This window comes from Pseudarthrobacter sp. CC12 (assembly GCF_039907755.1).
GTDB lineage: Bacteria > Actinomycetota > Actinomycetes > Actinomycetales > Micrococcaceae > Arthrobacter > Arthrobacter niigatensis.
Map to the genome: position 1 here is coordinate 75,686 of NZ_JARDJH010000001.1, position 22,905 is coordinate 98,590.

Here is a 22,905-nt window from a genome sequence, read left to right on the forward strand (position 1 = left end):
CCATGACTGTTACTGAAACCCATATCCCCGCATCGAAGGCGCCCACCACCGTGGAACACGTCCTGACCCTGGACTGCCCGGAAGGGCCCGGCATTGTGCACGCCGTGTCCGGGTTCCTGCTGGAGCACGGCTGCGACATCATCGACAACAAGCAGTTCGGTGAGCGCTCCGAAGGCCACTTCTTCATGCGCGTGCACTTCGTCTCCGAAGGCGATGAGTCCACGCTGGAGAAGCTGCGGACCTCGTTCGCCCCGGTGGCGGAGAAGTTCGGCATGCGCTGGCAGCTGGAACGCCACGGGTCCAAGCGCAAGGTGCTGATCATGGTGTCCAAGTTTGGGCATTGCCTCAACGACCTGCTGTTCCGCGCCCGGGTCGGCGAACTTCCCGTTGAGGTGGTGGCCGTGGTGTCTAACCACCGGGACCACCAGGCACTGGTGGAGTGGCACGGCATCCCGTTCCACCACATCCCGGTCACGGCGGAGACCAAGCCCGCGGCCGAGGCTGCGCTCATGGAACTGGTGGACGGGCTCGACGTCGAACTCGTGGTGCTGGCCCGCTACATGCAGGTGCTCAGCGACGACCTGACCCGCAAGCTGGACGGCCGGGCCATCAACATCCACCATTCGTTCCTGCCCAGCTTCAAGGGTGCCAAGCCGTACCACCAGGCGTACGCGCGGGGCGTCAAGACCGTCGGCGCCACCGCGCACTATGTCAACGCTGAACTGGACGAAGGACCCATCATCGCCCAGCAGGTGGTGGAGGTGGACCACACTTACGGGCCCGAAGACCTGGTGGCCGCCGGCCGCGACACGGAGTGCAAGGCCCTCTCCAACGCGGTGAAATGGCACTGCGAGGGCAGGGTCCTGCTGCAGGGAAACCGCACCGTGGTGCTGCGGTAGGCCTACTCAACTGAATACTGTCAGCGCGGCTGGCCGCCCTTTCCGGGTGGCCGGCCGCGCTTTGTCATGCCCGGCTGACTCTCCCCATGTTTAAGCGCGCCCGACGGCGTGTCCCCGCCACACGCCGTCGGCTGTGAGTGGTGCGGGCGGAAAGGTGGGGAATCTCAGCGCGGCTGCAGCGGCGGGAGGATGCCCGGACCCGCACTGCGCTGACAATCAACAACTCGTCGCTGGTGGACAAAGGGCTTCGGCGCCCCGCTGCCAAGCTGGATTCCACCGCAATTTTCCTGAACTCATGACCGTTAAGAAGGATCAAATGAGTATTTCGAATTCCGAGCCCCGGACCACTGACGCTCCGGCCAAGGAGCATTCAACGGCACTGCGTGCCGGCAGCATCGGCGTCCTGGGCATCCTCTTCTTTGTCCTGTCGGCACAGGCTCCCCTCACGGGGATCGTGGGCGCCTCGCCGCTTGCCGCAGCGCTCGGTAACGGTGCCGGCGCACCCGGCGCCTACCTGATCGTGGGCATCGTCATCGTGATCTTCGCAGTGGGGTTCGTGGCGATGAGCCGCAAGATCCAGGCCAACGGCGCCTTCTACGCCTACGTGACGGCGGCATTCGGCAGGCGGACGGGAGCCGGTGCGGCGTGGCTGGCACTGCTGGCCTACAGTACCGTCCAGGCCGCCATGTACGGGCTCTACGGCGCTGCCTTCTCCGGGCTCCTGGCCTCTGCCGGGCTGCCCATTCCCTGGTGGTTGCCGGCCCTGGCCACCATGGCCGGCGTCCAGGTTCTGGGCTCCCTTAACATCGAACTCGGTGCGCGCGTGCTGGCCGTGCTGGTGGGCCTCGAGGTGGCCATCCTGCTGATGTTCGGCTTCACCGTGCTGTTGCACGGCGGCGGCCCGGAAGGCATCAGCGTGGCCGCGTCCTTCTCCCCGGAAGCCATCGGCGCAGGAGCTCCCGGTGTTGCCATCATGTTCGCGGTGGCCTCCATGTTCGGCTTCGAGTCCACGGCCATCTACTCCGCCGAGGCGAAGGATCCGCACCGCACTGTGGCCCGGGCAACCTACCTGTCCGTCGGCGTGATCTCGGTGTTCTTCGCCTTTATTTCCTGGATGCTGGTGAGCTATTACGGCCCCTCGCAGGTGATGGACGCCGCGGGTGCCGCGCTCGAGTCAGGGGATGCCACCTCCTTCGTGCTGGGCCCGCTGGTGGAACTGTTCGGCCCCTGGGCGGGCATCGTGGCCGGCATCCTGCTGGTCACCTCGCTGCTCGCCGGCATCATCGCCTTCCACAACGGCATCAACCGGTACCTCCACTCCCTGGCACTGCGTGGTTCCATGCCCGCCGTCCTCGCCCGGACCAACCGGCACCGGGCACCTGCCGTGGCAGCCTGGGTCCAGTCCGCCACCGCCGTCGTGCTGGTGGTGCCCTTCGCCATCCTGGCCCTGGATCCTGTCCTGACTCTGTTTTCCTGGTTCAGCGGCCTGGCCGTGGCGGCACTGCTGGTGCTGTACATGCTGTGTTCCGCGGCCGTCGTCGCGTTCTTCCGCCGGGAGCGCGCGGGAGCCCAACTGTGGCAGACCCGCGTCGCTCCCGTCCTGGCGGCGGTCCTGTTGGCTTGGGTTTTGTCCCTGGTGGTCAGCAACTTCACCGCCCTCATCGGCGGCAGCGCCGAGACTGCTGCTGCCCTGCTGGTGGCGGTCCCGGTGGTCTTCCTGGCGGGCGTCCTGGTGGAATCGGCCATCCAGCGACGCCAGCACGTTGGCTCCCTGGGCCACGCGCTCACTTAGCCGGCAGGGATTCTCTGGCCCGGCGCGGAACATCCTGTCCGCGCCGGGCCAGTGCGCGTGCCGCCACGAACAGCCCGGCCAGGAGCAGCGCGGCCAACCACGCAACGGCGGCCGAACGCGGCCAGAGACCGGCCAGGCCCAGGAACGCGGGAACAGTGGCAGTAACCTGGCTGGCCAGCACCAGCGCCCAGCCGGTGAACGGCTCCAGCCGCGCGGCGCCGAGTGCAGCAGAGGTGAACAACAGCCCCCACAGCACCGCCCAGCACACCCAGAGCACCGCGAGCAGCGGGTCCGTACCGAGCCAGGCGCCCGCCAGCAGCAGGCCGAAGAACGCCACCATGCCGCAGAACCAGCCCAGGCCCGTCGAGCCCAGCCCCAGCAGGCCATCCAGTCCGGCATAGGCGTACGTCAGCCCGAAAAGGAACATGCCGGCGGCCGCCAGAAGGTCTTCAGTGCCGGTACTCCCGGTGGAAAGATGGACGACGCCGAGCACCAGCTGGGTGCCGCCGAGCAGCAGGCTGAAGGTGGCGGCGTCGATGCGGGGGAGGCGTTCGAGGGTCGCCAGCCCGTTGATCAGCAGCGCGGCCCCGGAGAGAAGCAGGCAAATGAAGGGCATCAGCGCGCCTCCGCTAGAGAGAATCGCTCGAACCAGGCTCTCACAATGTGGAATATCCTTGTCACATTACGGAGATTATCCGACCTGGACCGGTCCGCCTACTGCTCCCCGGTCGTAATCCGATAAGTTGAAGAGTAAACCTATGGGGCGACGTTGCTTTTGCGCTGTCCCTCGTTTCGGCTCAGAGGTAAGGAACAGTTCATGGACGCACGGCTCGAAGCCATTAAGGACACCGTCCTGGCCCGGAATCCCGGTGAGGCGGAGTTCCACCAGGCAGTGGTGGAGGTCTTCGAAAGCCTTGGGCCGGTCCACGACAGGCATCCGGAATTCCTGGAGGCCGCCATCCTGGAACGCCTTTGCGAGCCTGAACGCCAGATCATTTTCCGCGTTCCGTGGACCGATGACGCCGGCCGCGTCCAGATCAACCGCGGTTTCCGCGTGGAATTCAACTCTGCGCTGGGCCCGTACAAGGGGGGCCTGCGCTTCCACCCGTCCGTCTACCTGGGCATCGTCAAATTCCTCGGCTTCGAGCAGATCTTCAAAAATGCCCTGACCGGCATGCCGATCGGCGGCGGCAAGGGTGGCTCCGATTTCGATCCGCGGGGCCGCAGCGACGCCGAAGTGATGCGCTTCTGCCAGTCCTTCATGACCGAGCTCTACCGCCACATCGGCGAATACACCGACGTTCCGGCCGGCGACATCGGCGTGGGCGGCCGCGAGATTGGTTACCTCTTCGGCCAGTACAAGCGGATCACCAACCGCTACGAGTCCGGCGTGCTCACCGGCAAGGGCATTTCCTGGGGCGGCTCCCTGGTCCGTCCCGAGGCCACCGGCTTCGGCACCGTCATCTTCACCCAGGAAATGCTGAAAACGCGCGGGGCGTCCTTTGATGGCCAGCGCGTGGTGGTGTCCGGCTCCGGCAACGTGGCCATTAACGCCATCGCCAAAGCCCAGTCCCTCGGAGCCGTGGTGGTGGCCTGCTCCGACTCGTCAGGGTACGTCGTGGACGAGTCGGGAATCGACGTCGCGCTCCTCCGCGAGGTCAAGGAAGTGCAGCGCGGCCGCCTGAAGGATTACGCGGAACGCCGTGGTGGTGTCACGTATGTGGACGGCGGCTCAGTGTGGGACGTCGATGCGACCGTGGCGCTTCCCTGCGCCACGCAGAACGAGCTCGACGGCGCTGCTGCCGCCCGCCTGGTGGGCAACGGCCTGCTCGCCGTCGGCGAAGGCGCCAACATGCCCTCCACCCGCGACGCTGTTGCGGTGTTCCAGGAGGCGGGCGTCCTGTTCGGGCCGGGCAAGGCCGCCAACGCCGGCGGCGTGGCAACCTCGGCCCTGGAAATGCAGCAGAACGCAAGCCGTGATTCATGGTCCTTCGAGCACACCGAAGAGCGGCTGACCGAGATCATGGTGGGCATCCACGACCGCTGTGCCGCCACCGCAGAGGAATACGGCGAACCCGGCAACTACGTGCTCGGCGCCAACATCGGCGGGTTCGTTAAGGTAGCCGACGCCATGCTGGCGCAGGGGTTGATCTAGGAAACGCCTGCATCAGCCCCGGCGCCATTCGCTGGGTGAAACACCAAAAGCATCCCGGAACGTGCGGCTGAAATGGGCGGCATCCAGGAACCCCCAGCGGGCAGCAACCGTGCCGACGGACTGCCCGGCATGCAGCGGGTCACGGAGGTCGCGGCGTGCGCCTTCGAGCCGCTGCGTCCGGATCCAGCTGGCTACGGTGGTCCCCGACTCGTGGAAAACGTTGTGCAGGTGCCGGGTGGAGATGAAATGCGCCGCGGCGATGCTTGCCGGTGACAGCAGGGGATCGGCCAGGTTGGCTTCGATGTACTCGCGGACCGAGACGGCCAGCAGGGCCTGCGGCTTCATGCGGTCCGGCGTGATGTCCATTTCCGCGTGCAGCATGGTGGACACCAGGTCCAGGGCGTTGGTAGCCAGCCTCGAGCCACTGGGACCGTTCAGGACATCCAGGTTCGCCGACAGTCCGCGGATGAACTGGCCCACGATTCCGCTCAGGCCCCCGCTTCCCATGCGCACGGCGGCGAGCTGCCCCACGTAGTCCGCGGGCAGGGACAGGGCATCGCAGGGAAACATCAGGACCATGATCCTGGTGCTGTCCTCGAAGGCAAGGGTGTACGGGCGGTTGGTGTCGTAGATTGCCAGGTCGCCGGGCTGGAGGACGGCTTCGCGGTTGTCCTGGATCAGCAGGCCCGTGCCTTCCAGCTGCAGGTTCAGCTTGAAATAGCGCTCATGGGACTGTGCGATCAGTGCCGGGGTGCGGTGGACCTCGTGGGAGGTGGCGGTGACCTCCACGATGGACATCCGGTCCAGCACCCGGGCCCGCATGCGGCCCTGGAAGCCGTCAACGTCGGCGGTCCGTGCGGCGAGGGGAACGAAGGATTCCGCCACCAGGTGCCTCCAATGGTCAAACGACGCGGCCACCCTGGACGTCAGGTCCTGGTGTGGGATGCGGGCTGTGGTTGCTGCTTGCATGGATGTTCCTCGCGACGGATGGCCACTTCACGTTTCCCCCGGAACTGTGTCCTGCGACACAGTTTTCCCAGGCTAGCGGGCGGATACTCTTTTTTCAACGGTCGGCGAAAATAAGAAGTTCGTCTTTCCAGCCGCAGCCCAGACTCCCGTGCCATGATCGGGCCATGAGGTCCATGACGCCTGCCGGTGACCACTACCGGAACTTCAACTCCCGCGCGCACCACTCCCGGCTCCGGATGGTGGTGATGCTCGCCGTCGGCCTTGTCGCGGCACTGGCGGTTGGCACCTTCGGCACGTGGACGTATGCCCCGGCGCTCGGCTGGGCCGCCGCCTCGGCCACCTACCTCATCTGGGTCTGGAGCGTCATCGGGCGCCTGGGCCCTGCGGCCACTGCTGCGCATGCCAGGCGGGAGGATCCCGGCAGGGTCTTTTCGGACGCGCTGGTCCTGGGTGCCACCGTGGCCAGCTTTGCGGGGGTGGCCCTGATCCTGCTTGACGCCGCCAGTGAGCAGGGGGGTGCCAAGGATGCCACGGTTGCCATGGCGCTGGGCAGCATTGCCCTCTCGTGGTTCCTGGTCCACACACTGTTCACCTTGCGGTATGCGGCCATCTATTACCGCGACGGCACGGGGGTGGATTTCAACGAAGGGAGCCAGCCCCGGTACTCGGACTTTGCCTACCTGGCCTTCACAGTGGGCATGACGTTCCAGGTATCGGACACCGACCTGAAGACCACTGCCATCCGCTCTACGGTCCTGCGCCAGGCGCTGCTTTCCTACCTGCTCGGCGCCATCGTCCTGGCCACCACCATCAACCTGGTGTCGGGGCTGATCCACTGAGCGTCCCGGCGTCCCGGCCAAGCCGGGCGCTTAAACGCAATGGGTGCAACTCCGGTTGGAGTTGCACCCATTATGCGGGCGCCGACTAGTCCTTCTTGAAGGCGTCCTTGACGTGTTCGCCGGCCTGCTTGAGGTCCGACTTTGCCTGGTCCGTCTGGCCTTCGGCCTTCAGGCTCTCGTCGCCCGTGGCGTTTCCGGCAGCTTCCTTGCCCTTGCCGCCGAGCTTCTCTGCAGCGTTGCCGATCTTGTCATCCAAACCCATGGAGATGCTCCTTACAGTTCGTGCTCGCTCCGGCATCTGCCAGAACCTGACCCACCAATAGTAAGCATACTTTCGAGTTTGCCGCTCATTTCCGGCCGGGAATTTTGCCGAGGAGCGCGAGATAGCCCTCAAGCTGGGCGGCATGGCCAAAATCCGTCTCGCCTTCCGGCGCCAGGGCCGCCTCGATCTGGGCTCCCAGCAGCATGTTCAGCAGCTGCCCGGCAAGGATGGAATCGTCGACGGCGGCGGTCACGTCGCCGCTGTCCCTCGCCTCTGCCAGGAAGCGCCGGATGGCCGCCAGCCATTCATTCATTGACTGCTGGTGGATCGCCGCCTTCCCGGGGTCGTTGATGGCCCGTTGCCAGAACGGGACCACGATGCGTGCCTCGTTGACGCGCTCTTCGTCGAGGGGGAGGACCTCGAGGGAAAAGGCGCGCAGCGCGTCCAGGCCCATCCGCCCGGCCGTGACCTCTGCGATGCGCCGGTTGGTCCTGTTGAAGACGTGGCTGAAGGCGAATTCGAGCAGGGTGTCCTTGGTGGGGAAGTAGGGTTTCAGGGCACCGTTGGCAAAGCCTGCCTCCGTGGCGATTTCGCGCATGGTGGCGCTTTCAAGGCCCTGCCGGGCGATGATCCGCCAGGTGGCATCCACGAGTTCCAGGCGGCGCTCATCATGGTCAACTATCTTCGGCACCGCGGCCACTCCCCGGAAATTTTTCGCTCAGACTCTTGTGGGCCATGTTACGGACGTTTATTCTCTACAACTATAGAAAATAAACCAGTGGCCGGTGACGGCCCGGACAAAGGCTCTTCCCATGACTCTCGCAGCAACCGAAACCGCCTCCGCCTTCCGCCTGGCAACCGCGGAGGAAATCCTGGACGTCCGCGCCCTTCTGCAGGCGGAAGGCTACCTGGGCCCCCAGCAACGCATCGCCTATCTCGGCCTGCTGGATCCGGCGCGGGGCGCGGAAACGCAGGCGGGCCGCCGTTTCCGGGTCTTCATCCACGACGTCTCCGGGGCTGCGCCGAGGGACGTCGTTGTCTCCGTTACCCAGCAAAAGGTGCTCTCCGCCGTCGTCCTGGACACTGCAGTGACCGGCGAGCTGCCGGTCTTGGAGGAGGAGCTCGAAGTGGTGGAGTCCCTCCTCGCCACTGACGAACGGTGGCTTACGGCACTCGCCGTCAGGGGACTCGACGTCCAAAAGGTCCGCGTGGCCCCGCTCTCGGCCGGCGTCTTCGAATACGGCGAAGAGAAGGGCCGCCGCATCCTCCGCGGCCTGGCGTTCGTGCAGGATTTCCCCGAGGACAGCGCCTGGGCACACCCGGTGGACGGCCTGGTGGCCTACGTGGACGTGGTCAGCAGGGAAGTCACCCAGGTCATCGACCTCGGTGCCATGCCCATCCCGGCCGAGCACGGCAACTACACCGACCCTGAACTGACCGGGCCGGTCCGCGAAACCCAGAAACCCATCAGCATCACCCAGCCGGAGGGCCCCAGCTTCACTGTCACGGGCGGCAACCACGTGGAGTGGGAAAAATGGAGCGTGGACGTGGGCTTCGATGTCCGCGAAGGCGTGGTCCTGCACAACCTCGCGTTTCGGGACGGCGGCCGGAAACGGCAGATCATCAACCGCGCGTCCATCGCCGAGATGGTGGTGCCGTACGGTGACCCGTCGCCCGTCCGGTCCTGGCAGAACTACTTCGACACCGGCGAATACCTGGTTGGCCAGTACGCCAACTCCCTGGAACTGGGCTGCGACTGCCTGGGTGAGATCACCTACCTCAGCCCGGTCATCAGCGACGCCTTCGGCACCCCGCGGGAAATCCGCAACGGCATCTGCATGCACGAGGAGGACTGGAGTATCCTCTCCAAGCACTCCGACCTCTGGAGCGGCGTCACCTACACCCGCCGCAACCGCCGGCTGGTCATCTCCTTCTTCACCACGATCGGCAACTACGACTACGGCTTCTACTGGTACCTCTACCTGGATGGAACCATCGAATTCGAGGCCAAAGCCACCGGCATCGTGTTCACCTCCGCGTTCCCCGAGGGCGGCTCGGACAACATCTCCCAACTGGCGCCCGGCCTGGGCGCCCCCTTCCACCAGCACCTCTTCAGCGCCCGGCTGGACATGGCCATCGACGGCTTCACCAACCGCGTGGAGGAGGAGGACGTCATCCGCCAGGCCATGGGGCCAGGAAACGAACGGGGCAATGCCTTCTCCCGCAGGCGCACCGTCCTGGCCCGCGAGTCCGAAGGCGTCCGGGAAGCCGACGCCCGCGCCGGCCGCACCTGGATCATCTCTAACCCGGGGTCAAGGAACCGGCTGGGCGAGCCCGTGGGATACAAACTGCACTCCCACAACCAGCCCACGCTGCTGGCAGACCCGGACTCCTCCATCGCCCGCCGCGCCGCCTTTGCCACCAAGGACCTGTGGGTCACCCGGTACGCCGAGGACGAGAAGTACCCCACGGGCGACTTCGTGAACCAGCACGCCGGCGGCGCGGGCCTGCCCGCCTATGTCGCGCAGGACCGGGACATCGACGGCCAGGACATCGTGGTGTGGCACACCTTCGGCCTGACCCACTTCCCCCGGGTGGAGGACTGGCCCATCATGCCCGTGGACACCGTCGGCTTCAAGCTGCGGCCGGAGGGCTTCTTCGACCGCAGCCCGGTCCTGGACGTTCCCGCCAACCCCAACAAGCAGGAATCCTCCTGCCATGCCGAGGGCAGCAGCGGTGGCTGCCACTAGCCTGACCCCCGCCCCGGCAGGGAGCACGACGGCGGCTGGACGGGACCGTGCCCTGCGGGTCCATGCCCAACGGCCCGGCCAGCACGCCCGGCTGGTTGCCATCGTTACCGCGGTCTCCTGCGCGGCCCACGTATGGCTGGCCGTCTCCGGGCGCCACGGCACGTGGCTTGGCGTGCTCATGCTGGCACTCGCCGCGGTCTGCGCTCCCTGCGCGGTCCATATCTGGCGGCACAGCCGGGTGGGTGCGCTGCACCAGGTCACCATCGCTGCCGTGGTGATGGCTGCCCTTCATGCAACACTGCTGCTTGGCGCCGGCGGTGCCGGGCACGCGCACGGCGGCCAGCCGCCGTCGTCCGCTGGAAGCGGCTCCGGCAGCACGGACCTGTTGCTGGTTGTCGCCCTGGAACTAACGACGGCGCTGCTCGCCGCCACGCTGGTGGCCCGGCTCCGGCGGTCCTGCCGGTAGGCCGTCGAGGCTCAGCCGGCGACGCCGAGCGGGCGGGCCACATGCAGCTGTTCGTGGTCAACCAACCACTGGATGGATTCGAAGATTGCCTGCTCCGGTTCGTACCGCGGCGCGTAGCCGAGCACGGAGGCCGCTTTTTCGATGCTGAAGCACTGGCTGCGGTAGAGATGGTTCCAGCTCGCATCCGCGTGCTCGCGGGAGGTGTTCCCGCGGAAGCGGTCCCACGAAACTGTCTCCAGCACTTCAGCGTGGCCGAACCAGGCGGCAGCGATGTCCGCATAGCCGCGCACTGTCAGCGCGGTAGGGGCAACGATGTTGAAGTCCTCCCCGGCGGCCGCTCCGCGCCGGGCAATCGCCTGTTCGAACGCCTGCGCGACGTCATCGGCGTGCACATGGTGCATCAGCTCCGTGCCGCTGCCGGGAATCCGAAGGGGCTGGCCTGCAGAGATGGTCTGCCAGACGGTGGGATCGAGGTTGCCCAACGGACCGACCGGCTGCCATCCCGGCCCCACAATGTGGCCGGGATGCAGGGACGTGGTGGCCAGGCCGCCGCTGGCGGTTTCTTCCTTCAGCATCAGGGCAATCCGGTTCTTCTGGATGCCATATTCGCCAAAGGGTGGAGCAGCGGAATCCGAGCCCTCCCTGATGGGCAGCTTCAGGCTCTGCCCGTACCGCCAGACGGAGCCGCAGTGCAGCAGGTGCCCCACCTCGCCCCGCAGCCGCTGCACCAGCTGCGCCGCCGATTCGAGGGTGAAGCAGACCAGGTCCACCACGACGTCCGGTTTGAGGGCCGCCACCCGGTCCGCGAACGTTTCGTCCCGGTCTTCCGCCTCACGGTCTGCGGTGACGTGGTGCACCTGCTGCCACTCCGGTGCCTCCGTGTAAGGCCTGCTGGTGCCGCGGCTGATGTTGGTGACCTCATGGCCGGCGCGGACCAGCCGGGGGACCAGGAACGACCCGATGTGGCCGCTGCCGCCGATGACGGTGACTCTCATTGCTCTCCGATCGTTGCGTTTCCTCAAACGGTAGGGCCGCAGCAGCGGGAAAGGGAGGGCCTGCGGACCTCCCTTTCCCCGTGGTTGGCGCTGAACCCCAAAGTCAGTCGGGCTTCGCGTACTCGGCCGCACTCATGACTTCATAGCCAACGAACGTCTCGTCGTTTTCCACCCAGGCGTCGTGCCCGGCGGGAATTGAGTAGGCGTCCCCGGCGTGGATGGTCTTCCGGGTTCCGTCGGTCAGTTCAACCGTGAGGGTTCCGGCCGTGCAGAAGCCGAGGTGGTTGTTCTGGCAGCTGTCTGTGTGGACCACCGTCTTGACGGTCTCCGACCAGCGCCAGCCGGGTTCGAAAGTGAAGCGGCCCAGGGTGGTACCGCCGAGGGTGACGACATCGACCTGCGTCATGGGCGGCCGGCGCTTTTCATCCGGCTCATCGAAGGATTTTGATTCAAGGTCCTTGACCGTTACTGCGGGCATTTCAGGCTCCTGGGAAGGAGGGGGTTGTTTAGTTCACCCGGGCGTGCGGGCGCTCCGGGAGGATGGTCCGCCAGGGAGGGGTGTGCCCGTCCGGAACCTGCCGAACCTCGTGTGCGACGATCCCAATCTGCTCCGCCGCAGAGGTGATGTCAATGCTGTTTTGCCCCGTCAAACCACTCCCGGGCCGCGTTGGTCACAGCCGGGGCGGAACGGTCCACATCCGGCTGCGCAGCCCACCGCACGCCGTTGGCCAGGACCCGCTGGACCTGCGGATGGTGGTACACCGGGTACTCCTGGTCGCCCGGGCTGAAGTAGAAGATGCGGCCTTTTCCGCGGGTGAAGGTGACGCCGGACCGGAATACCTCACCGCCGGCAAACGAGCTGATGAAGATCAGGTCGTCAGGGTCCGGGATGTCGAACAGTTCGCCGTACATCTCCTGCTCCGGGATGACGATGGGGCTGTCCACCCCGTCCGCGATGGGGTGGGACGGCTTGACGGTCCACACCAGTTCGCGCTGGCCGTCATTCCGCCAGGCAAGGGAGCAGCTGGTACCGAGCAGTTTGGTGAAGATCTTCGAGAAGTGCCCCGAGTGCAGCACGATCAGTCCCATCCCGCCCAGCACGTGCCGGTGGACGCGCTCGACGACGGCGTCCCCCACCTCGGCGTGCGCGATGTGGCCCCACCACAACAGCACGTCAGTCTCCGCGAGCACCTCTTCGCTGAGGCCGTGGTCGGCGCCGGTGGCCAGTACCGCCGTCGTAATCTCCGCGTCCGGAAAGTGGGAGCGGAGGCCGGCGGCGATGGCGCCGTGGATGCCGTCCGGGTATATCTCCCCAATGTGGGACGGCTCATTGTTGGCTTCGTGGACGCCTTCGTTCCACACCAGGATCCGCAGTTCGCCGTCCATCAGAGCCGAACCTCCCTCTGCTCGCGCGCGGACTGGTAGCACGCGTCGATGACCTGCGCCCGGTACAGCGCCAGGGATCCGTCATGGTTGGCCCAGACTTTGTCACCGCCGCGCACGGCGGTGACAAAGTCCTCCACCACTGCATCGTGTGCGCGGCCCGGCAGGACCGGGGGCAGGTAGTCCGCGGACTCCCCGTCCTTGTCCGCGAACACCCGCAGCCGGCCCACCGGCGGAAAGGGGGCACCGTGCACCCTGAGCTCGGCACCGCCGTCGGTACCGTACACGGTGAAGTTGAGCTGGTCGTCGGTTTCCCGGTAGGCAGCCCAGCTGGCCTCGACCAGCAGGGTCGCGCCGCCCTCCAGCCGCAGCAACGCCGTGGCGAAGTCTTCCACGTCGAAGGCATGGCTGGTGGCCTGGGCGGAGAACCGGCTTCCGCCGCCCCGGCCCTGCGGACCCAGTTCGGCATGCGTGGCTGCGGATACCGCCACCACCTTCGGCTCACCCAGGAGGTACAGGGCGAAGTCGAGCACATGGACGCCGATGTCCGCCAGGGGGCCACCGCCTGCGAGCTCCGGGTTGGTGAACCAGCTGCCCAGCGTGGGGATGCCGGCGCGCCGAAGCCACGAGGCCTTCGCGTAATACGGCCGGCCCAGGCCGCCGCCGTCGATCACGTCCTTGAGCGCCCTGATGTCCCCGCGGCGGCGGTGGTTGAAGGCGACGTCAAGGACGCGGCCGGCTTTGCGGGCGGCGTCCACCATGGCCTGGCCTTCCGCAGCGTTGCGGGCGATCGGCTTCTCGCTGAGCACGTGGAGGCCCCGTTCCAGGGCGGCGATGGCGATCGGGGCGTGCAGGAAGGTGGGCACTGCCACGCTGACCGCGTCCAGGCCGCCGTGCTCCAGCATGTCCTCCCAGCCGGCGAAGGCGTTCGGGATGGCGTATTCGGCCTGCAGGGAGTCCCGGAGGTCCTGTTCCATGCCGGCCACCGAGACGATGCTTACTCCATCCAGCGCCGAGTAGGCCTTGAGGTGCTGCTGGCCGGCCCAGCCGATGCCCACCACCCCCACCCGCAAGTCCGGGACGGGGGTCTTTGCTTTGGCGGGTGACTGCGGGTCGGGGGACTGCTCATTGCTCAACGGCTAAACCCTCTCTCTTTGCTGGACGCGTACCCCCATCCCATCGAAACATGCATTTAACCCTCCGGCCCGACGCGTGAAATACGCCCCTGGATACTCTGATGCAACAAGGTTTACTGTAACTAACCAATTGGACAGGAATGTTTCGATGACCAGTGTCGCAACCCCTGCTGTAACCCCCGCCATGGAGCCGGCCCCTGCGTCCGCCGCTCCCGCCTCCGAACCGACGATCACCCTCGCCGACATCGCCCGCGCCCATGGCATCCGCTTCCTCCTGGCCACCTTCGTGGACATGACCGGAAAGCCCTGCGCCAAGCTCGTTCCGGTGGAAGCCGCCGACGAACTCGAAGCGGGCGCCATGGGCTTTGCCGGCTACGCGGCCGGCCTCATCGGCCAGAAGCCCCAGGACGGGGACCTCATCGCCGTCCCGGACCTCGCCTCCTTCACCCCCGTCCCTTTCATCAAGGAAGGGCTGGCCATCATCCACTGCGACCCGCACGTCGACGGCAAGCCCTGGCCCTACGCCCCGCGCGTCATCCTCAAGAACGCCCTCGCCCGCCTGGCGGACCAGGGGATGCAGGCCAAGGTAGGCGCCGAGGTGGAGTACTTCCTGGTCAACAGGAACGACGACGGGACGCTGAGCACCGCCGACACCCGGGACGATTCGCCCCGCCCCTGCTACGACGCCCGCGGCGTGACCCGGATGTATGAGCACCTCACGTCCATCAGCGACGCGATGAACTCACTCGGCTGGGGCAACTACGCCAACGACCACGAGGACGCCGCCGGCCAGTTCGAGCAGAACTTCACGTACGCCGATGCCCTCACCACCGCCGACCGCGTCATCTCGCTCCGCTACATCCTGAACATCCTGGCCGGGCAGCGCGGCATGACCGCCACCTTCATGCCCAAGCCGTTCACGGACCGCACCGGCACCGGCCTGCACTTCCACCTCTCGCTGTGGTCCGGTGCGGACGCGCTGTTCCCGGGGGAGGACGGAAACGCGGACGACGGCGGACGCGGCCTGGGGCTGTCCGGCCTCGCGTATTCCTTCATCGCCGGAATCCTGGACCACGCCCCCGCGTTGCAGGCCTTCCTCGCCCCCACGGTCAACTCCTACAAGCGCACCGGCGCCACTACCAGTTCCTCCGGCGCCACGTGGTCGCCGCGGAAGGCCTCCTACGGGGGCAACGACCGGACCCACATGATCCGCGTGCCGGACAACGCGAGGCTCGAACTCCGCTCCGGCGACGGTTCCGCCAACCCCTACCTCGCCGTCGCCACCGTCATCGCCGCGGGGCTGGACGGCGTGGAGAAGGCACTCGACCCCGGGACGCCATCCGGGCCGGGGGAGTCCAAAGCGGATGCCCATCTCCTGCCGGCCACCCTGCTCCACGCCGTGGAAGCGCTCCGCAGGGACCCGGTCATTCTGGCCAGCCTCAGCGGCGATCCGGAGATCGGAACCTACTACGCAAACGCCAAGGAAGAGGAGTTCCTCAGCTGGCACAACCAGGTCAGCGACTGGGAAATCCGGACGTACCTCACCTCGATCTGACCACTACCCCGTAAAGGAATCCCACCATGTGCGGAATCGCCGCGCTGCAGCTGCGCAATCCCTCGCTGCACCCCAAGATGGGCAGCCTGCTGTCCTCGATGCTCTGCCAGATCGTGGACCGCGGACCCGACTCCGCAGGCCTCGCCGTCTACAACACCCCGGGCCTGGTGTCGCCGGGCAGGTCCACCGTGAGCCTGCTCGGCAGGGACCAGGGAATGACGACGGCGGCACTCACCGCAGGCGTCGCGGCGCTCCTGCCGTCTGACGCGGCAGCAGCAGTGCAAGTGGTGGGCGACACCACCCTGGTGGGCGCCGCCGTCGGGACGGACCTCCTGGTGAAGGCCGTCACCGAAACCGTGCCCGCCGCCACCATCATTGGCCGCGGCGAACACGTGGCCGTGATGAAGAGCGTGGGCCACCCGATGGAGATCGCCGCCGAGCACGGGCTGGAGGCGATGGCCGGCAGCCAGGGCCTGTCGCACACCCGGATGGCCACCGAGTCGGCCGTCACCGCGGGCGGCTCGCACCCGTTCTCCGTGGCCGACGACCTCTGCCTGGTCCACAACGGCTCCTTCTCCAACCACGCCACCGTCCGGCGGGGCCTCTTGCGCGAAGGCGTGGTGTTCGACTCCGAGAATGACACCGAGGTGGGCGCCCGCTACGTCGCCTCACGGCTGCAGCAGGGCGACACCCTCGAGGAAGCATTGGTGAACCTGGGCAAGGTCCTGGACGGCTTCTACACCCTGGTGGTCACCACCGCGGACAGCATGGCAGTGGTCCGCGACCCCATCGCCTGCAAGCCGGCCATCATCGCCGAAACCGAGGACTACGTGGCCATGGCCTCCGAATACCGCGCCCTCGCCGGGCTGCCCGGCATCGACAACGCCCGCATTTTTGAACCGGAACCCGGAAAGGTCTACACATGGTCACTCTGACAGCCCCCGAAAGCCTGGAAACTGCAGTTACTGCCGAGGCACCCACCGTGGTGGACCTTTCCGGCTCCCCGGTCCGCAGCCTGAACCAGGCACTCCACAACGCGGCCGACGGCCAGTCCTGGACCGTTGCCAACCCCGGCGGCAAGCACAGCCTCGCCGTCGGCATCAACGCCGACGTCTCGGTGACCATCGACGGCCATGCCGGCTACTACGCCGCCGGGATGCACCAGAAGGGAACCGTGACCGTCAACGGCAACGCCGGCGTCGGACTGGCCGAGAACATCATGTCCGGCAGCGTCCATGTGAAGGGCGACGCCTCCCAGTCCGCCGCCGCCACCGGCCACGGCGGCCTGGTGGTCATCGACGGGAACGCCGGCGCCCGCTGCGGGATCTCCATGAAGGGCGTGGACATCGTGGTGGGCGGCAACATCGGCCACATGTCGGCGTTCATGGCGCAGGCCGGCCGCCTGGTGGTGTGCGGTGACGCCGGGGACGCCCTGGGCGACTCGGTCTACGAGGCGCGGATCTACGTCAAAGGGACGGTGGCCTCCCTCGGTGCGGACTGCGTCGAAAAGCCGCTGCGCGAAGAGCACCTTGCCGAGCTCGCGGAACTGCTGGCTGCCGCCGGCCGCACCGACAACCCTGCCGATTTCAAGCGCTACGGCTCAGCCCGGAACCTCTACCACTTCCACGTCGACAACTCGACTGCCTACTAGGAGGCCCCCATGACCATCACCTCCGTTCCTGCCGCCGGCGCAGCACCTCTCCAGGACCTTGCTGAACTGGGCCTGCGGGAGTCCGCCACCTTTGACCGCGCCACCATCGCGGACATCCAGCGCGCGGCCGCCACCGGCGTGTACGACATCCGCGGCTGGGGCGCCAAGCGCAAGGTCCCGCACTTCGACGACCTGCTGTTCCTCGGCGCCTCCATGTCCCGCTACCCACTGGAGGGCTACCGCGAAAAGTGCGATACCGACGTCGTCCTCGGTGACCGGTACGCCAGCCGCCCCCTGCACCTGCAGACCCCGGTGACCATTGCCGGCATGAGCTTTGGCGCCCTGTCCGCCAACGCCAAGGAAGCGCTGGGCCGCGGCGCGTCCGAGGTGGGCACCTCCACCACCACGGGCGACGGCGGCATGACGCCTGAGGAGCGCGGCCAATCCAAACACCTGGTGTACCAGTACCTGCCGTCCCGGTACGGCATGAACCCGGACGACCTCCGTAAGGCGGACGCCATCGAGATCGTGCTGGGCCAAGGCGCCAAGCCCGGCGGCGGGGGCATGCTCCTGGGCCAGAAAATCACCGAACGCGTCGCCGGGATGCGCACCCTGCCGGTGGGCATCGACCAGCGCTCCGCCAGCCGCCACCCGGACTGGACAGGCCCGGACGACCTCGAAATCAAGATCGGCGAGCTGCGCGAAATCACCGACTGGAAGACCCCCATCTACGTCAAAATCGGCGCCTCCCGCCCGTACTACGACACGGCGCTCGCCGTGAAGTCCGGCGCCGACGTGGTGGTGCTGGACGGCATGCAGGGCGGCACCGCCGCCACGCAGCAGGTGTTCATTGAACACGTGGGGATCCCCATCCTCGCGGCCATCCCACAGGCGGTCCAGGCGTTGCAGGAACTGGGGATGCACCGGAAGGTCCAGCTGATCGTCTCCGGCGGCATCCGCACCGGAGCCGACGTCGCCAAGGCCATGGCCCTGGGTGCCGATGCAGTGGCCATCGGAACCGCCGCGCTGATCGCCCTCGGCGACAACGACCCCCGCTACGCCGCCGAATACTCCGCCCTCGGTTCGGCCGCCGGGTTCTACGACGACTTCCAGGACGGCCGCGACCCCGCCGGCATCACCACCCAGGACCCTGAGCTCTCCTCCCGGCTGGACCCCGTGGCCGCCGGCCGCCGGCTGGCCAACTACCTTCGTGTCCTCACCATGGAAGCCCAGACCATCGCCCGGGCCTGCGGCAAGTCGCACCTGCACAACCTGGAGCCGGAAGACCTGGTGGCACTGACCATCGAGGCCTCCGCCATGGCCCGCGTGCCGCTGGCCGGCACCAGTTGGATCCCCGGCGCGCAGGGGAGCTTTTGATGGCCGACCCGTCGGATTATGTGGTGGTGGGCGCCGGCCTGGCCGGCGCCGCCACCGCGTGGCAGCTCGCAGCGCGCGGCCACCAGGTCACCCTGCTGGAGCGCGACGTTCCCGCCGCCCACGACGGCAGCTCGCACGGCTCCGCCCGGATCTTCCGCTACGCCTACCCGGACCCCTTCTACACCCGGGCCGTGCTCGATTCCAAAGACCTTTGGGACGGGCTCGCAGCGGACGCCGGCGTTGAGCTGATCACGCCGTTCGGCGCGGTGGACCATGGCCCCAAACGTCAACCCGCCCTCCTCGCTGAGGTACTGGCCCGTGCCGGAATCGACCACGAGCTGCTGTCGGCCGCCGACGCCCGCAACCGCTGGCCGCAGATCACGTTCGACACCGACGTCCTCTGGCATCCCGGTGCGGGCGTGATCGACGCCGAAACCTCTGTCAACGCCATGGTGGCGCTCGCGGTCCGGCACGGGGCAAAAGTCCTGACCGGCTGGAGCCTGGACCGGGTGGAGCGGCTGGGCGGGGCCGGCTACCGGCTGCACTCCACCACGGGGGAAACGCTCGACGCCGGCAACCTCGTCATCAGCGCCGGCGGCTGGCTGCCACGGCTGCTGGACTCCCTGCCACTGCCGGCCGGGTTCCTCGCCGGCCTGCCGGAATTTACCGTCCGCCAGGAGCAGGCCTTCCACTTCAGGTACCGGGAAGACTCCGGCTTTTCCGGCACCAACTGGCCCACCTTCATCCACAAGGCCGGCGACCTCCAAACCTACGGCCTCCCCGGCGGCCGGGATGCGGATTTTGCCGGGCAGAAGGTGGCCGAATACAACGGCGGCCCGCGGATTCGGTCCGCCGCGGACCAGACCGGAGTGGTGGACCCGGCCAACCGTACCCGCGTGGTGGACTACGTCCGCCGCTACCTGCCTGGCCTGGACCCCGAACCTTACGCCGAAACCACCTGCCTGTTCACCAACACCCCCACCGAGGACTTCCTCATTGACCGGGCGGAGAACCTCACCGTCGTCTCACCCTGCTCGGGCCACGGCGCGAAGTTCGCCCCGCTGACCGGGCAGTGGGCGGCGGACCTGGCCACCGGTGCCGGGTCAGTTCCGGACCGGTTCCGGAGCGCATCCTCCCCGGCACTCACCACGTAGAACGGACAACCGTGAGCCTTTCCCGCACAGCACCAGCGCCGCACGCGGTACCCGCCGAAACTGCGGGCGCACCCACCGTTGCCGGCCTCCTGAAGGAGATTTCCGACGTCGGCCGCGACAGCACCCGCGGCGGCTACTCCCGCCCGGTGTTCTCCACCGCCGAAACGGACCTCCGCAGTTGGTTCATTGAGCAGGCGGCCCGGCGCGGGCTGGACGTGCACACGGATGCCAACGGGATCATCTGGGCCTGGTGGGACACAGCAACCGGAGTGCGGAAAGACGCCGTCGCCACCGGAAGCCACCTCGATTCCGTCCCCGGCGGCGGCGAGTATGACGGCCCGCTGGGGGTTGCCTCGGCGCTGGTTGCCGTCGACCTCCTCAAGGCCCGGAACTTCCGGCCCCGGCGGCCCCTGGTGCTTGCGGTGTTCCCGGAGGAGGAAGGCTCCCGGTTCGGCGTGGCCTGCCTTGGCTCGCGGCTCCTCACCGGCGGACTGGACCCGGACAAGGCCCGCAACCTCCGCGACCCAGACGGCAACACTTACGCCGACGCCGCCGCGGCGAACGGGCAGGACCCGCGGTTCATCGGCCCCGACCACAAGGCCCTGCAGCAGCTGGGGGTGTTCGTGGAACTGCATGTGGAGCAGGGGAGGGGACTGGTGGACCTGCACCAGCCGGTGGCCATCGGGTCCTCCATCCTTGGCCACGGCCGCTGGAAACTGAGCATCACGGGCGAGGGAAACCACGCCGGAACCACGCTCATGAGGGACCGGCGCGACCCCATGATCGCAGCGGCCAAAGTCACGGTGTCCATCCGGGACACCGCCCGGAAGTACAAGGAGGCCCGCGCCACGGTGGGCCGGCTACAGCCCGTCCCCGGCGGTACCAACGTGATCGCGTCCCGGGTGGACCTCTGGATTGACGTCAGGCACCCGGAGGATTCGGTCACCGCCGCGCTGGTGGAGGCCATCGGGTTGAACGCCCAGGTCATCGCCGCGGAGGAAGGCTGCACAGCCGTCCTGGGCACGGAATCGTTGAGCCCCACAGTCCATTTCGACGGCGGCCTCCGGGACCGGCTGCAGCAGCTCCTGCCTGCCGCGCCGGTGCTGGACACCGGCGCAGGGCACGACGCCGGGGTGCTGGCCGCGAACCTGCCCACCGCAATGCTGTTCGTCCGGAACCCCACCGGCGTATCGCATTCGCCGGACGAACTCGTCGAGGACAGCGACGCCGAAGCCGGCGCGCTCGCCCTGGCGGACTCCCTTGCCGGGCTGCTGGGCGGGGCAGCGTGATTGGCCACGACCGTCGTCGTACGCCGGGCCTACCGCGGCCCGCCTAAGATGGCAGGCATGACCGAACAGGCCGGGGACCACGGAACGGACCAACCCGCAGAGGACGCTGCCGGACAGGTTGCCGGCCGGCTGGAGCAGGTCATCGCGGCGCAGGTCCGGCACTACCGCACGTCGGCCGGCTTGTCGTCGGCCGAGCTCGCAGCCCGGACCGGCCTGTCCAAGGCCATGATCTCCCGGGTGGAAACCGCCACCACTTCCTGCTCCCTCACCACCTTGCAGCGGCTGGCCGACGGCCTCAACGTTCCGGTCACCGCACTGTTCCGCGGCGCGGACACCGACCGGGACGCCACCTTCACCAAGAGCGGCCAAGGCAGCCTCACCGTCCGGAGCGGCACCCAGCACGGCCACGAATATCGCGTGCTGGGAACCCTCAAAGGCCGGACCGATGCCATTGAACCCACCCTGGTGACCCTCACCGACGCCAGCGACGTGTTTCCCCTGTTCCAGCACCCGGGCACCGAGTTCATCTACATGCTCGCCGGGAAGATGGTCTACGGCCACGGCTCCTACGAGTACGCCATGGAACCGGGGGACTCCCTGCTCCTGGACGGTGAAGGCCCGCACGGCCCGCTGGAATTGCTGGACCTTCCCATCCGGTTCCTGGCGGTCTCCGCCAAATAATGCCCGTTACTGGTGGCTCCTGCAGTCGCTTCCTGCGTGCTGCGGGACCCCTGAAACTCGCCTGTGGATGACCGAAACGATCATTTAACACACCGGAAACCCACCCGGGAATTGCCGCCATAAAGTTGGAATCAGACGGCAACAGCCGCCCCTCCCGCTGAACGTGGTTTCTCCGGCCACGTCCCTCCGCAGAGCGGCTCTGACGGCAATCGACCGTTCTCTCTTCGCATCACGAAAGGGGTTTCCCATGGATTCGGGAAATGTCGCTTGGATTTTGGCCAGCTCGGCGCTGGTGTGCATGATGATCCCCGCCCTGGCCCTGTTTTACGGGGGCATGGTGGGGTCGCGCCGCATTCTCAACATGATGATGATGTGCTTCGGCGGCGCCAGCCTGGTGGCCGTCCTCTGGGCACTGTTCGGCTACTCAATGGCCTTTGGCAACTCCGTGGGCGGCCTGGGCCTGATCGGTGACGTCACCGAATTCCCCGGCATGGGGCAGCTGCTGGCCAAGGATGATTCGGCGTCCATCCCGGTCATCCTGTTCGCAGCATTCCAGCTGTTCTTCGCCTGCGTCACCACCGCACTGGTTGCCGGTGCCGCCGCGGGCCGCATGAAGTTTGGCGCCTGGATGGTCTTCGCCGGCATCTGGGCCACGGTGGTGTACTTCCCCATCGCGCACTGGGTGTTTGCGTTCGACTCGGCGGACGGCAGCACAGTGGGTGGCTGGATTGCCAACGGCATCAAAGCCATCGACTTCGCCGGCGGCACCGCGGTGCACATGAACGCCGGCGCCGCCGCCCTGGCCCTGGCCCTGGTACTGGGCAAGAGCTCCGGCTGGCCCAAGGTGGAACACGCCAAGCCGCACAGCCGGCCGCTGGTCCTGGTGGGCGCAGGCCTGCTGTGGGTGGGCTGGTTCGGCTTCAACGCGGGCTCCGCGCTCGCCGCCGGCCAGTCCGCGTCCGTGGTGTTCCTGAACACCGCCGTCGCAGCTTCGGCCGGACTGCTGGCCTGGGCCCTTGTTGAGCGGGTCCGGCATGGTGCGGCCACCAGCATGGGTGCCGCATCAGGCCTGATCGCCGCGCTGGTAGCCATCACTCCTGCCTGTGGCGCAGTCAGCCCGCTCGGCGCACTGGCCATCGGCGCGATCGCCGGGGCTGTCTGCTCGCTGGCCATCGAATGGAAGTTCCGCCTGGGCTTCGACGATTCACTCGACGTCGTCGGCGTCCACCTGGTGGGCGGCATCCTGGGCACCCTGCTGATCGGCCTCTTCGCCACGGACAAGGCCCCGAACGGCGTCAGCGGCCTCTTCTACGGCGGCGGCTTCGACCTGCTTGGCGTTCAGGCGATCGCCACCGTCAGCGTCCTGGCCTACTCCTTCGGGGTCACCTGGATCCTGGCGAAGATCCTGGACAAGACCATGGGCGGCCTGCGCATCAAGCCCGAGGACGAACTGCGCGGCATCGACCTCGCGGCCCACTCGGAGCTGGCCTACCTGATGGACGAGGATCCGGTGGAGCTGGGCTCCCCGCAGCGGGTCTAGTTCCACTTCCAC

22 protein-coding genes are annotated in these 22,905 nt (G+C 67.4%); 14 read left to right on the forward strand and 8 right to left on the reverse strand.

Annotated features, from left to right (window positions below; all coding sequences use genetic code 11):
- Nucleotides 1–2: 2 nt before the first annotated feature.
- Nucleotides 3–899 carry a formyltetrahydrofolate deformylase gene (purU, locus tag PV772_RS00340; RefSeq protein ID WP_141159115.1) on the forward strand — a complete coding sequence of 299 codons (897 nt, stop codon included), beginning with the start codon at nucleotides 3–5 and terminating at the stop codon, nucleotides 897–899.
- Between the two features lie 316 nt (nucleotides 900–1,215).
- Nucleotides 1,216–2,691, forward strand: coding sequence for an APC family permease (locus PV772_RS00345; RefSeq protein ID WP_347885024.1), 1,476 nt, complete (start codon nucleotides 1,216–1,218; stop codon nucleotides 2,689–2,691).
- Here the strand turns inward: PV772_RS00345 and PV772_RS00350 are convergent.
- Complete coding sequence (locus tag PV772_RS00350; RefSeq protein ID WP_141182631.1) at nucleotides 2,684–3,307, reverse strand: AmiS/UreI family transporter; 624 nt, start codon at nucleotides 3,305–3,307, stop codon at nucleotides 2,684–2,686. The two genes, PV772_RS00345 and PV772_RS00350, sit on opposite strands and share 8 nt — an antisense overlap.
- 201 nt (nucleotides 3,308–3,508) lie before the next feature.
- Between PV772_RS00350 and gdhA the strand changes: the two genes are divergently transcribed.
- Nucleotides 3,509–4,846 carry an NADP-specific glutamate dehydrogenase gene (gdhA, locus tag PV772_RS00355; RefSeq protein WP_347885025.1) on the forward strand — a complete coding sequence of 446 codons (1,338 nt, stop codon included), beginning with the start codon at nucleotides 3,509–3,511 and terminating at the stop codon, nucleotides 4,844–4,846.
- A 12-nt stretch (nucleotides 4,847–4,858) separates the two neighbouring features.
- Here the strand turns inward: gdhA and PV772_RS00360 are convergent, their stop codons facing one another.
- Nucleotides 4,859–5,815, reverse strand: a complete 957-nt coding sequence (locus tag PV772_RS00360; protein WP_347885026.1) for a helix-turn-helix domain-containing protein — start codon at nucleotides 5,813–5,815, stop codon at nucleotides 4,859–4,861.
- A 164-nt stretch (nucleotides 5,816–5,979) separates the two neighbouring features.
- Between PV772_RS00360 and PV772_RS00365 the strand changes: the two genes are divergently transcribed.
- A complete protein-coding gene (locus PV772_RS00365) occupies nucleotides 5,980–6,654 on the forward strand; it encodes a DUF1345 domain-containing protein (protein WP_347885027.1) in 675 nt (224 codons plus the stop codon).
- An 85-nt stretch (nucleotides 6,655–6,739) separates the two neighbouring features.
- Here PV772_RS00365 and PV772_RS00370 read toward each other — a convergent pair whose 3' ends face one another.
- Together PV772_RS00370 and PV772_RS00375 are read right to left on the reverse strand one after the other, a co-directional pair.
- Nucleotides 6,740–6,916, reverse strand: coding sequence for a CsbD family protein (locus tag PV772_RS00370; protein WP_018770044.1), 177 nt, complete (start codon nucleotides 6,914–6,916; stop codon nucleotides 6,740–6,742).
- Between the two features lie 85 nt (nucleotides 6,917–7,001).
- Nucleotides 7,002–7,607: a TetR/AcrR family transcriptional regulator gene (locus tag PV772_RS00375; RefSeq protein ID WP_347885028.1), complete on the reverse strand. Its 606-nt coding sequence runs from the start codon at nucleotides 7,605–7,607 to the stop codon at nucleotides 7,002–7,004.
- Between the two features lie 121 nt (nucleotides 7,608–7,728).
- On the opposite strand from PV772_RS00375, the gene PV772_RS00380 reads away from it, so the two are divergent.
- Together PV772_RS00380 and PV772_RS00385 are read left to right on the forward strand one after the other, a co-directional pair.
- On the forward strand, nucleotides 7,729–9,666 hold the full coding sequence (locus tag PV772_RS00380; RefSeq protein WP_347885029.1) for a primary-amine oxidase: 1,938 nt from the start codon (nucleotides 7,729–7,731) through the stop codon (nucleotides 9,664–9,666).
- Complete coding sequence (locus PV772_RS00385) at nucleotides 9,635–10,132, forward strand: hypothetical protein (RefSeq protein WP_347885030.1); 498 nt, start codon at nucleotides 9,635–9,637, stop codon at nucleotides 10,130–10,132. The genes PV772_RS00380 and PV772_RS00385 overlap by 32 nt, the downstream gene beginning before the upstream one ends.
- A gap of 11 nt (nucleotides 10,133–10,143) precedes the next feature.
- Here the strand turns inward: PV772_RS00385 and PV772_RS00390 are convergent, their stop codons facing one another.
- From PV772_RS00390 to PV772_RS00405, 4 genes are all read right to left on the reverse strand, one after another.
- A complete protein-coding gene (locus PV772_RS00390; RefSeq protein WP_347885031.1) occupies nucleotides 10,144–11,127 on the reverse strand; it encodes an NAD(P)-dependent oxidoreductase in 984 nt (327 codons plus the stop codon).
- Between the two features lie 103 nt (nucleotides 11,128–11,230).
- Complete coding sequence (locus tag PV772_RS00395) at nucleotides 11,231–11,605, reverse strand: cupin domain-containing protein (protein WP_347885032.1); 375 nt, start codon at nucleotides 11,603–11,605, stop codon at nucleotides 11,231–11,233.
- Between the two features lie 149 nt (nucleotides 11,606–11,754).
- Nucleotides 11,755–12,513, reverse strand: a complete 759-nt coding sequence (locus PV772_RS00400; RefSeq protein WP_347885033.1) for a ThuA domain-containing protein — start codon at nucleotides 12,511–12,513, stop codon at nucleotides 11,755–11,757.
- Complete coding sequence (locus PV772_RS00405) at nucleotides 12,513–13,646, reverse strand: Gfo/Idh/MocA family oxidoreductase (RefSeq protein ID WP_347885034.1); 1,134 nt, start codon at nucleotides 13,644–13,646, stop codon at nucleotides 12,513–12,515. The genes PV772_RS00400 and PV772_RS00405 overlap by 1 nt, the downstream gene beginning before the upstream one ends.
- A 148-nt stretch (nucleotides 13,647–13,794) precedes the next feature.
- On the opposite strand from PV772_RS00405, the gene glnT reads away from it, so the two are divergent.
- The 8 genes from glnT (at nucleotide 13,795) to PV772_RS00445 (ending at nucleotide 22,893) form a co-directional block, all read left to right on the forward strand.
- Nucleotides 13,795–15,201, forward strand: a complete 1,407-nt coding sequence (gene glnT, locus PV772_RS00410) for a type III glutamate--ammonia ligase (protein WP_347885035.1) — start codon at nucleotides 13,795–13,797, stop codon at nucleotides 15,199–15,201.
- Nucleotides 15,202–15,227: 26 nt separating this feature from the next.
- Nucleotides 15,228–16,136: a glutamine amidotransferase gene (locus PV772_RS00415; RefSeq protein WP_347885036.1), complete on the forward strand. Its 909-nt coding sequence runs from the start codon at nucleotides 15,228–15,230 to the stop codon at nucleotides 16,134–16,136.
- Nucleotides 16,124–16,852 carry a protein glxC gene (locus PV772_RS00420; RefSeq protein WP_347885037.1) on the forward strand — a complete coding sequence of 243 codons (729 nt, stop codon included), beginning with the start codon at nucleotides 16,124–16,126 and terminating at the stop codon, nucleotides 16,850–16,852. Before PV772_RS00415 ends, PV772_RS00420 begins: the two co-directional genes overlap by 13 nt.
- Before the next feature lie 9 nt (nucleotides 16,853–16,861).
- Nucleotides 16,862–18,229 (forward strand): FMN-binding glutamate synthase family protein, encoded by a 1,368-nt coding sequence (locus tag PV772_RS00425; RefSeq protein ID WP_347885038.1) that lies wholly within the window; start codon nucleotides 16,862–16,864, stop codon nucleotides 18,227–18,229.
- On the forward strand, nucleotides 18,229–19,383 hold the full coding sequence (locus tag PV772_RS00430; protein ID WP_141159128.1) for an FAD-dependent oxidoreductase: 1,155 nt from the start codon (nucleotides 18,229–18,231) through the stop codon (nucleotides 19,381–19,383). Before PV772_RS00425 ends, PV772_RS00430 begins: the two co-directional genes overlap by 1 nt.
- 11 nt (nucleotides 19,384–19,394) lie before the next feature.
- The gene (locus PV772_RS00435; RefSeq protein ID WP_141159129.1) at nucleotides 19,395–20,672 is read left to right on the forward strand and encodes an allantoate amidohydrolase; all 1,278 of its coding nucleotides are present in this window, start codon (nucleotides 19,395–19,397) and stop codon (nucleotides 20,670–20,672) included.
- Between the two features lie 57 nt (nucleotides 20,673–20,729).
- Nucleotides 20,730–21,353, forward strand: a complete 624-nt coding sequence (locus PV772_RS00440; RefSeq protein WP_141182616.1) for an XRE family transcriptional regulator — start codon at nucleotides 20,730–20,732, stop codon at nucleotides 21,351–21,353.
- A 247-nt stretch (nucleotides 21,354–21,600) separates the two neighbouring features.
- The gene (locus tag PV772_RS00445; protein WP_141182615.1) at nucleotides 21,601–22,893 is read left to right on the forward strand and encodes an ammonium transporter; all 1,293 of its coding nucleotides are present in this window, start codon (nucleotides 21,601–21,603) and stop codon (nucleotides 22,891–22,893) included.
- The last annotated feature ends 12 nt before the right edge of the window (nucleotides 22,894–22,905 follow it).